Consider the following 1,123-nt stretch of genomic DNA (forward strand, 5'->3'; position numbering starts at 1 on the left):
ACACTGCTTACATTGATACTTTTGTTTAGCCTGCTTATTCATACCAAACTTGTATAGTTTATCAGAATTACAGCGTGGGCATTTTATATTAGTTTTGCTCATTGTTCTTCTCTCCTTTTCGAAGGGGGTATTATTTAGTCTTGCAAACCTATTGTATTTCCTTGGGTTGAGAAGAGCAATGTTCATATAACTTAACAGATCGTATTTTATACTTAGGAGGTTTATATGATTGAAATCAATTCTATAGTTCCAAATTTTTCACTTATTGGTTCTGATAAAAAAGAACACTCTTTAAGTGATTATAAGGGAAAGAAAATAATACTATATTTTTATCCTAGAGATAATACTCCTGGATGCTCTACTGAAGCTTGTGATTTTAGAGATAATAATTCTATTATTGAAGATATGAATGCAATAGTTATTGGTGTAAGTAGAGATTCTTTAAAAAGTCATGATAAATTTATTGAAAAATTTAACTTACCATTCTTACTTTTAAGTGATGAAGATGAAACTCTTTGTAATTTATTTGGAGTTATTAAAGAAAAAAATATGTATGGTAAAAAAGTAATGGGAATAGAAAGAAGTACTTTCATTATCAATGAAGATGGTGTTCTAGTAAAAGAATACAGAAAAGTTAAAGTAAAAGGACATATAGATACTATTTTAGAAGATTTAAAAAATATGTAACAAAAAAGCACTAACATAAGTTAGTGCTTTTTTCCTGGTGGCTCGACCAGGAATCGAACCAGGGACACGAGGATTTTCAGTCCTCTGCTCTACCGACTGAGCTATCGAGCCACATTACCAGGCAACGTCCTACTCTCCCACACAGTCTCCCGTGCAGTACCATTGGCGCTGTAGAGCTTAACTTTCCTGTTCGGAATGGGAAGGAGTGTTTCCTCTACGCCATCATCACCTGATACTATGATTCTCTAAATCTTCGATTTAGTTAGAATCTTATTTCAAAGAATTTTGTTCTCTGAAAATTGCACATGAATTTTATATTTTTATTGGTCAAGCCCTCGACCTATTAGTATCAGTCAGCTAAATACGTTACCGCACTTACACCTCTGACCTATCAACCTTGTGTTCTTCAAGGGGTCTTACTAGCTTATGCTATGGG

General features: G+C 33.4%; 2 protein-coding genes, 1 tRNA gene and 2 rRNA genes. 1 reads left to right on the forward strand and 4 read right to left on the reverse strand.

Translation table 11 applies throughout. The annotated features are described in order from the left end of the window. Positions 1 to 102 (reverse strand): IS1 family transposase (locus tag H8S10_RS17880; protein ID WP_347707662.1); only part of this gene is annotated, 102 nt, incomplete at its 3' end. A gap of 123 nt (positions 103 to 225) precedes the next feature. Between H8S10_RS17880 and bcp the strand changes: the two genes are divergently transcribed. Beyond that, on the forward strand, positions 226 to 687 hold the full coding sequence (gene bcp / locus H8S10_RS17885; RefSeq protein ID WP_186839749.1) for a thioredoxin-dependent thiol peroxidase: 462 nt from the start codon (positions 226 to 228) through the stop codon (positions 685 to 687). A 35-nt stretch (positions 688 to 722) separates the two neighbouring features. On the opposite strand, the gene H8S10_RS17890 is transcribed toward bcp, so the two are convergent. From H8S10_RS17890 to H8S10_RS17900, 3 genes are all read right to left on the reverse strand, one after another. Then, positions 723 to 798 (reverse strand) — tRNA-Phe (locus H8S10_RS17890). 5 nt (positions 799 to 803) lie between these two features. Continuing rightward, positions 804 to 920, reverse strand: a 5S ribosomal RNA gene (gene rrf, locus H8S10_RS17895). A gap of 90 nt (positions 921 to 1,010) precedes the next feature. Continuing rightward, positions 1,011 to 1,123: ribosomal RNA gene (locus H8S10_RS17900) — 23S ribosomal RNA — on the reverse strand; the annotation flags it as partial.

Source organism: Clostridium sp. NSJ-49, from assembly GCF_014287725.1.
GTDB lineage: Bacteria > Bacillota > Clostridia > Clostridiales > Clostridiaceae > Clostridium > Clostridium disporicum_B.

Excerpts from the sequence above, each read along its gene's own strand:
- bcp (WP_186839749.1), top strand. The coding sequence starts at position 226 with ATGATTGAAATCAATTCTATAGTTCCAAATTTTTCACTTATTGGTTCT.